At 65.7% G+C, this 7,745-nt stretch carries 7 protein-coding genes and 1 pseudogene; 4 read left to right on the top strand and 4 right to left on the bottom strand.

The window, feature by feature from the left end; all coding sequences use genetic code 11:
• Together FV226_RS26185 and FV226_RS26180 are read left to right on the top strand one after the other, a co-directional pair.
• The coding region (locus FV226_RS26185; protein WP_147765222.1) for a transposase domain-containing protein at positions 1-155 on the top strand (155 nt) is incomplete at its 5' end.
• Positions 156-239: 84 nt separating this feature from the next.
• Complete coding sequence (locus FV226_RS26180) at positions 240-803, top strand: MucR family transcriptional regulator (protein WP_147765223.1); 564 nt, start codon at positions 240-242, stop codon at positions 801-803.
• Between the two features lie 172 nt (positions 804-975).
• Here FV226_RS26180 and FV226_RS28230 read toward each other — a convergent pair whose 3' ends face one another.
• The 3 genes from FV226_RS28230 to FV226_RS26170 form a co-directional block, all read right to left on the bottom strand.
• Positions 976-1,128 carry a hypothetical protein gene (locus tag FV226_RS28230; RefSeq protein WP_187278860.1) on the bottom strand — a complete coding sequence of 51 codons (153 nt, stop codon included), beginning with the start codon at positions 1,126-1,128 and terminating at the stop codon, positions 976-978.
• Positions 1,129-1,302: 174 nt separating this feature from the next.
• The gene (locus FV226_RS26175) at positions 1,303-4,107 is read right to left on the bottom strand and encodes a PAS domain-containing protein (protein WP_147765221.1); all 2,805 of its coding nucleotides are present in this window, start codon (positions 4,105-4,107) and stop codon (positions 1,303-1,305) included.
• A gap of 369 nt (positions 4,108-4,476) precedes the next feature.
• The gene (locus FV226_RS26170; protein WP_147765220.1) at positions 4,477-5,340 is read right to left on the bottom strand and encodes a helix-turn-helix transcriptional regulator; all 864 of its coding nucleotides are present in this window, start codon (positions 5,338-5,340) and stop codon (positions 4,477-4,479) included.
• A gap of 98 nt (positions 5,341-5,438) precedes the next feature.
• Here FV226_RS26170 and FV226_RS26165 point away from each other — a divergent pair, with 98 nt between their 5' ends.
• On the top strand, positions 5,439-6,338 hold the full coding sequence (locus tag FV226_RS26165; protein ID WP_147765219.1) for an SDR family oxidoreductase: 900 nt from the start codon (positions 5,439-5,441) through the stop codon (positions 6,336-6,338).
• Positions 6,339-6,467: 129 nt separating this feature from the next.
• Here FV226_RS26165 and FV226_RS26160 read toward each other — a convergent pair.
• Positions 6,468-7,446: pseudogene (locus FV226_RS26160) on the bottom strand (IS3 family transposase); the annotation flags it as partial.
• Between the two features lie 58 nt (positions 7,447-7,504).
• Between FV226_RS26160 and FV226_RS26155 the strand changes: the two are divergent.
• Positions 7,505-7,745 (top strand): transposase (locus FV226_RS26155; protein ID WP_187278859.1); only part of this gene is annotated, 241 nt, incomplete at its 3' end.

Raw genomic sequence — 7,745 nt, 5'->3', positions numbered from 1 at the left:
ACACGCTGATCGAGACGGCCAAGCTGAACGGCCTCGATACCGAGGCCTACCTGCGGGACGTCCTCACCCGCATCGCCGACCATCCGGCCCGACGCCTGGGCGAACTGCTACCGTGGAACTGGGCCCCGCTCACGGACCTCGCTCAGGCCGCCTGACCCGCAAGGCCCATCACCGAGCGCTTACCCGCCTCATGCGCGCGCATGACCTGCAGCCGCGTGGTCGGCTACGCGCTTGGCCGGATGGAAGGAATCGTCGTGGACGAACAAGCTGGAGCTCAATCCACCAACTTCATGGAACTCGCTGCCGACTTCGTTTCGGCTTACGTGTCGAACAACAACGTGCCGGTGTCGGAGCTGCCTGGCGTGATCGCCAGCGTGCATGCTGCCGTTGCGGGTCTTGCTAACCCGACGCCTGCCGAGCCCGCTGGCCCCGAGAAGCCGACGCCGGCGCAGGTCAAGAAGTCGATCACACCGGACGCGATCGTCAGCTTTATCGACGGTAAGCCGTACAAGACGCTCAAGCGCCACCTGACTAAGAGCGGCCTGACTATGGAGAGCTACCGGGCGCGCTACGGTTTGCCTTCGGATTACCCTTCGACTGCGGCGAGTTATTCCGCCAAGCGCTCCGAGTTGGCTCGCTCGCTCGGCCTCGGCCAACTGCGCAAGGCGGTCCCCAATGCCGCCGAGGCCGACGAGACGGTCTCTGAGGCGCCCAAAACCCGCAGTCGGCCGCGTAAGGCCGCAGAGACTTCCCAGGCGGCTCCCAAGGCGAAGGGCCGGAAGAAGGTCGCCGCGACGACCTGAGGCCGCTCAGCGCCCCGTTCCGGCACACCGCGGCACCCGTCGCGGTGACGGGCTTCTAACCAAGCGCCGCCATTTTGCATGCGGGCCATGTACTGCGTATCGGCCTAGCTGGTGAGATCCGGGGTTCCCCCGCTCCGTGAGCAGATCGGGGCGGGCCGAACCGTCCAGGGTGCTACGCCAGATCGTTCTGCTCTTCGGGGTCTTCCGGCAGGCGTTCCGCCGGATCGACGGTCTCCTTCGTGTGACTTCCCTCGATATTCGGAACGGCGTTCTTCACGTCAGCGGTGTGTGGGCTGTCGGCCTTCGGCTCGTCCTTGTCAGGCATGGGCGTTCCTTCGTGGCGTTGGCCTTCCCATGTGGCGCCCGAGAAGAGCTGGGCAATGAGGCTCTGCCCCTCGTGCCGCCGGTCCCTGGCCTCGCCCGCGCCGGGGTGGTTCGGCACGCGGCCGCCCACGGATAGCTTGATGTACTTACCCTGCGAGAGGCCGCATCCCGCGCATCATTGAAATGCTTTGGTCATTTCCTTGATGCGCGCGGCGAGCGTCTCCAGCACGAACGGCTTGGTCAAGACCTGCATGCCGGGCTGAAGATAGCCGTTTCCGAGCACGGCATTCTCGGCGTAACCGGTGATGAAGAGCACCTTTAGGTCGGGTCGGCGCTCGCGCCCAGCGTCCGCCATCTGGCGCCCGTTCATGCCGCCCGGCAGTCCGACGTCCGTGACCAGAAGATCGATGCGCACGTCGGACTGCAGCACCTTCAAGCCGGCGACGCTGTCGGCGGCCTCGATGGCGGTGTAGCCGAGATCCTCCAGGACCTCGGTGACGAGCATGCGCACGGAGGGCTCGTCATCGACAATCAGAACAGTCTCGCCCTGGCCGGCGCGTTCGGCCTCGGCGAGCCTGTGCATACCTTCGACCTCGTCGGCCTCGCCATAGTGGCGCGGCAGGTAGAGGCAGACCGTCGTGCCTTCTCCGACTTCCGAATGGAGCCGGACCTGCCCTCCGGACTGGCGCGCAAAGCCGTAGACCATCGACAGACCCAACCCTGTCCCCTCGCCAAGGGGCTTGGTGGTGAAGAACGGCTCGAACACCTTGGTCATCAGGTCGGCGGACATGCCGGTGCCGGTATCGGTCACACAAACGCTGAGGTACTGCCCCGGGGGCAGGTCGTGCTTGCGGGCGCCGGCGTCGTCCATCCACTTGTTGGCGGTCTCGATGGTGATGCGGCCGCCGTCCGGCATGGCGTCTCGGGCGTTGATGCAAAGATTCAGTAGCGCGTTCTCCAGCTGCCCCGGATCGATCAGCGCGGGCCAGACTCCCGCTAGGCCGAAGACCTCCAGATGGATGGCCGGGCCGACGGTCCGGCGAACGAGCTCTGCCATGTCCGCAATCAGGCGGTTCACGTTCGTGGGCTTCGGGTCGAGGGTCTGGCGCCTTGAGAAGGCGAGCAAGCGATGGGTCAGGGCCGCCGCGCGCTTGGCGGCACCCTGGGCGACCGTCATGTAGCGGTCGAGATCGCCCATCCTGCCTTGCGACATGCGGGTCTGCATCAATTCAAGCGAGCCTGAGATGCCCGCCAGCAGGTTGTTGAAGTCGTGGGCCAGGCCCCCGGTCAGTTGCCCGACCGCCTCCATCTTCTGGGATTGACGCAGGGCTTCCTGTGCCTGGGCGAGTTCGGCCTGGGCCCGCAACCGCTCGGTGACGTCGGTCACGAACTGGTAGCAACCGATGCGGCCTCCCCGTTCGTCTCGCAACGTGCGGAAACTGATCTCGTAATAGGGTCGGACACGGGCGGGGTCGCCAAAGTCCTCGACGATGGTGCGTTCCTCGCCGGCAAGGCCCCGCGCCCAACTGGCCCGCACCTGAGCCTGGTGCTCCGGCTGGTCCGCGAGCAGGTCGAGCATGTTGTCGCCTACCTTGGGGCGCACGCCGTAGATGCGCTCGAACTCGTCGGCATTCGCCTTGTTGATGGCCAGGATCGTGTAGTCGAGGTCGGCGGCCATCACCATGATATCAGTGCGCTCGACGATGGTCGCGAGGAAGTTCCGCTCGGCGGTCCGTTCGGAGACCTGGCGTTCCAGCGTCGCGTTCATGACGCGGAGCGCCTCCTCCATGCGCTTCCGCTCGGAGATATCGCTGAACAGGATCGCGACACGCCGGTCCAGCGGATCGCCGACGCGGAGCGCGCGCACGTCGAACCAGCGCCCGAAGACGTCGGCCTTGTTCTCGCAATGCGCCGGTTCGCCCGTTCGCGCGACGCGTCCGTACAGGTCGAACCAGTAGGGTTCCAGGTCAGGGGCGAACTCACTGACCCAACGACCAACGACGTCGGCGCCGGTCTGCCTCTCGAAGGCTGGATTGGCTTCGACGATGCGGTAGTCGGTGGCACGGCCCGCATCGTCGAACCTCATGTCGATGATGCAGAACCCGACGTCGATGCTCTCGAACAGGGTGCGATAGCGGCTTTCGCTGTCCGCGAGGGCGGCGCGCGAACGCACCTGGTCGGTGACCTCGTACCCACCGGCGAAGATGCCGGTGACCGCGCCTGCGTCGTCGCGGATAGGCTGATAGATGAAGTTGATGAAGCGGTCGTTGTCCTCGCCGGCGAACCGGATCGGCAAGGTGCTGGCCGTGTAGGCCTCACCCGTGGCGTAGACCCGGTCTAGAAGCTCGAAGAACCCTTGTCCCATCAGTTCGGGGAACACCTCGCGGACGCCGCGGCCCAGGTAGTCACGCCGGCCGGTGATCGTGACGTAGGCGTCGTTAACGTACTCGAAGACGTGGTCTGGGTCGCGCAGCACGGCGACGAAGCCCGGCATCTGCTGCAAGAGCGATCTCTGCCGCTGCCGCTCGGATAAGGACCGGCGCTCGACGAGGATCTGTCGGGTCGTCTCGGTGCAGGCGCAGAACAGGCCCTCGACAACGCCGTCATCTCCCGAAACGGGGGTGTAGGAGAACGCGAAATGCGTCTCCTCCGGATAGCCGTTCCGATGCAGGGTAAGCTGGAGGTCGTCCATGTGCACGGGGTCGCCCGCGAACACCTGGTCCATCAGGGCGCCGACCTCGTCGCGGACCTCGGGCCACGTCTCGAAGAAGGGACGGCCAAGGGCCGATGGGTGTCTCGAGCCCAGCATGGGCGCATAGGAATCGTTGTAAACGAGGGTGCGATCCGAACCCCAGGCGATGAACATCGGTTGGCGCGAGTTGAGCATGATGCGCACGAGGGTCACGAACGACGGTGGCCATTGCTCCCGGACCCCGATGGTCGTGGTCGACCAGTCGTGGGCACGCATGAGCGCGCCCATGGCACCGCCGCCTGAGAGGACCGAACTGCCTGGGATCATGGTCTACGTGTGCCCTCGGCAAGTGGCAGCAGCGAGGCGATAGGCGCCTTGGTCGAGGCAAAACGACTTGCGCGTCGATGTCCCCGTCGTGGCACGCCATCGAATTGATCGCCTCGCTCCCACGCACGGCATGGACGTCCGTTCGAAGGCGGGTACGACGGAAAAGCGGTTGGACCGCATTCGACCCATGGCGGACGTTGATCAACGTAGCAGGTCGAAAGCCGATGATACGGCTCGCGAAACTGCCGCGATACGCGGAGACGCCGCTGTCCGCCTGGCTCGTTCGAGAACCGGATCGGTACGCTCCACGGCTGCCCCCAGCCCATACGCCTAGAGAGGTTTCGTAAGGGGGTACTCGGTCTCGATCCTATCGTGAATCCCGCGAAGGAGTGCGCCGATTCGATCCCGAACGCTTTGCGTAACGGGATTGTAGACGATCATGCCGAGATCCGGACGGCCGTCCACGGAGAAGGCCGAGAACTCCAGCTCGATGGAGCCCAGGATCGGATGCCGGAGCCGCTTGACCCCGTCCGTGTGCGCCCGGACGTCGTTCTCCTGCCAAAGCGCTGCGAACTCCGGGCTGGTGCGACTTAATTCCTCTGCCAGTGCGTTGACCTCGGATGCGGCGCCTGCCCGCACCGCATCAGCCCTGAACGCCCCGACGACATAGCGAGCGACGCTAAGCCAATCATGCTGAGCTGCCCTCACCGACGGGTCGCCGAACATGCGGCGCAGGATGTTACGCTCGCCGGAAGGGACCGCGGCCCAGTCGGTCAGCACCACGGCGGCGGCGCGGTTCCAGGCAACCACGTCCCAGGTCGCCGTCTTGATCAGCGCGGGGCTCACTTCAAACGTGTCGAGCAACCGCTGCAGGCGCGGGGTGATCCCTTCCTTTGGCGTGTAGCGGACCTCGGGAGGACGCCCAAGGGCGAGCATGAACACGTGTTCGCGCTCGGGTTCGGTCAGCATCAGCCCGACCGCGATGCGGTTCAGGACATCGGCCGAGGGCGCTCCGCCACGTCCCTGCTCCAGCCACGTGTACCAAGTGGCGCTAATGTTCGAGCGCTGGGCGACCTCTTCCCGGCGCAGGCCGGGCGTGCGTCGGCGTCCAGAGAACCCTAGCGCGGCAGGATCGAGCCTGGTCCGCCGGTCCCGCAGGTATGCTCCGAGCGAGGTTTCCGAGCTGGCAAGCATGACGATCCTGTTAATCGGTATACCGGGATACGGTCACTACTTTAACGGGATCGACGGTGAGCGGATAGTTGGCGTCCGAACCCAACGGACCGCATCCCATGCTCATCTTCCTCACCGGCGCCACCGGCTTCATCGGCTCGGCCATCGTCCCCGAACTCCTCTCCGCGGGCCATCGGGTCCTCGGGATGACGCGATCGGAGGCCGGAGCACGGGCCCTTGCCGAAGCCGGGGCCGAACCGTTCCTCGGCAACCTGGAGGACGTCGACAGCCTCCGCCGCGGCGCTGCCAAGGCGGACGGGGTCATCCACACCGCCTTCGACCACGACTTCTCCGACTTCGTCGCCAACTGCCAGAAGGACCGGCGCGCCATCGCGGCCCTGGGCTCGGCGCTCAAGGGTTCCGACCGGCCTCTCGTGATCACCTCCGGGGTCGGCATCGGTAGCTCGGCCTCAGGGCAGCCGGCGACCGAGGAGGTCTTCAATGCCGAGTATCCTAACCCGCGCGTGGCCTCGGAACTCGCGGGGGCAGAGCTTCTGAACGAGGGTGTGAACGTGTCGGTGGTGCGCCTCCCGCAGGTCCACGATACGGTCAAGCAGGGGCTCGTCACCTACCTGATCGATCTCGCGCGCGCCAAAGACGTATCGGCCTATGTCGGTGACGGGGCGAACCGCTGGGCGGCAGGTCCCGTCCTCGACGTGGCGCGCCTCTATCGCCTCGCAGTGGAAAAGGCAGATGCGGGAGTTCGCTACCACGCCGTCGCCGAGGAGGGTGTCCGTGCCCGCGACATCGCGGAGATCATCGGCCGCGGCCTAAACGTGCCTGTGACGACCCTGTCGCCGGAAGAAGCGGCCGGACACTTCGGTTGGCTCGGCCTGTTCGCCGGCCTCGACATGTCGGCCTCCAGTGTCTGGACTCAGGCTCGGCTCGGCTGGCATCCGACCGGACCGGGCCTGCTGGCCGACCTTGAGCGGATGGACTACTCCCGCGCCTCGTCCTGAGACGACGGACAACACTATTGAACGGCCGCTTCGATGCCTCCACCTGTCGGGCGCTTGTCCGTCGTCAGATGATTTGGGACATTCAGCGGTGTTCAGGGACAGAGGCTCTGGTCCATCTGGGGTAGGAGGTTAGGCGGCCTGCGCGTGGTGGCGCAAGCGGCGATCCATCAGGGTCTGGCGCTTGATGCGTTCCCGCTCGGCCAGGATCCCTTCGCCGCGTCCGAAGTAGACGTCGGCGGGCGTGAGGTTGCTCAGGCTCTCATGGGTTCGGGCATGGTTGTAGTGTTCGACGAAGTCGGCAACCTGCGTCTCCAGCTCGCCGGGCAAGTAGGCGTGTTCGAGCAGGATGCGGTTTTTGAGCGTCTGATGCCAACGCTCGATCTTGCCCTGCGTTTGAGGATGGCATGGCGCACCGCGGATGTGGGTCATGCCCCGAATGCCGAGCCAGTCAGCCAGGGCGCTGGCGACGTAGCTCGGCCCGTTGTCGGAGAGCAGGCGTGGCCGCGGCATCACCCGCGCCTGATCGAGCCCAGCCGCACCCAGCGCCAGGTCGAGCGTGGCGGTGACGTCGCTGGCCTGCATCGTCGTGCACAGCTTCCAGGCGACGATGTAGCGTGAGAAGTCGTCCAGGACCGTCGACAGGTAGTACCAGCCCCAGCCAACGACCTTCAGGGCTGTGAAGTCCGTCTGCCAAAAGGTGGTTGGGCGCGGTGGTCTTATCGCGGAACTCGTCGGCGGCCTTGATGACGATATAGGCCGGGCTGGTGATCAGGTCCTGAGACTTGAGCAACCGGTAGACCGTCGCTTCCGAGACGAAGTAGCGGCGCTCGTCGGTGAAGCGCACCGCCAGCTCACGCGGACTGAGTTCAGGCTGCTCCAAGGCCAGAGCAACGATCTGCTCGCGGATCTCTGCAAGTAGGCGGTTCCAGACCCGGCTCGGCCTTGAGCGATGGTCATTCAACGCCTCGGGGCCGCCGCGCCGGCAGGCGTCGTACCAGCGGTGGAACGTCGAGCGGGTGATGCCGAGCTTGTCCAGGGTGGCACGCACCGGCAGGTGGGATTGCTCGACCAGCCGGATGATCTCCAGCTTCTCGGGGGCCGGGTACCTCGGGACTGTCAGGAATTTCGTGTGGAGGCGGCCATAGTGGACCCGAAGGAGGTTTCCGATGGCACGATGCAAAGCACCCCACATCCCTGACGCGATCCTGGACCAGCTGCTGGCCGGTGCCGATCCGAAGGCGGCGTTTGAAGCCGACGGCCTGCTTGATCGGCTGAAGAAGGCCCTGGCCGAGCGGGCGCTCAACGCCGAGATGGACCATCATCTGGCGGGCGAGGACGCCGGCAACAGCCGTAACGGCTACGGCCGCAAGACGGTCACGACCGAGACGGGCCGGATCGAACTGGCGA

This window comes from Methylobacterium sp. WL12, assembly GCF_008039475.1.
Taxonomy (GTDB): Bacteria; Pseudomonadota; Alphaproteobacteria; order Rhizobiales; family Beijerinckiaceae; genus Methylobacterium; species Methylobacterium cerastii.
Note: the sequence above shows the minus strand (reverse complement) of the source record. Positions and strands in the feature narration are given on the sequence as shown.

Bases quoted from the DNA above. Each gene is read 5' to 3' on its own strand.
- FV226_RS26170 (WP_147765220.1), bottom strand. From the start codon at position 5,340: ATGCTTGCCAGCTCGGAAACCTCGCTCGGAGCATACCTGCGGGACCGG.
- FV226_RS26175 (WP_147765221.1), bottom strand. From the start codon at position 4,107: ATGGGCGCGCTCATGCGTGCCCACGACTGGTCGACCACGACCATCGGG.
- FV226_RS26180 (WP_147765223.1), top strand. From the start codon at position 240: ATGGAAGGAATCGTCGTGGACGAACAAGCTGGAGCTCAATCCACCAAC.
- FV226_RS28230 (WP_187278860.1), bottom strand. From the start codon at position 1,128: ATGCCTGACAAGGACGAGCCGAAGGCCGACAGCCCACACACCGCTGAC.
- FV226_RS26165 (WP_147765219.1), top strand. From the start codon at position 5,439: ATGCTCATCTTCCTCACCGGCGCCACCGGCTTCATCGGCTCGGCCATC.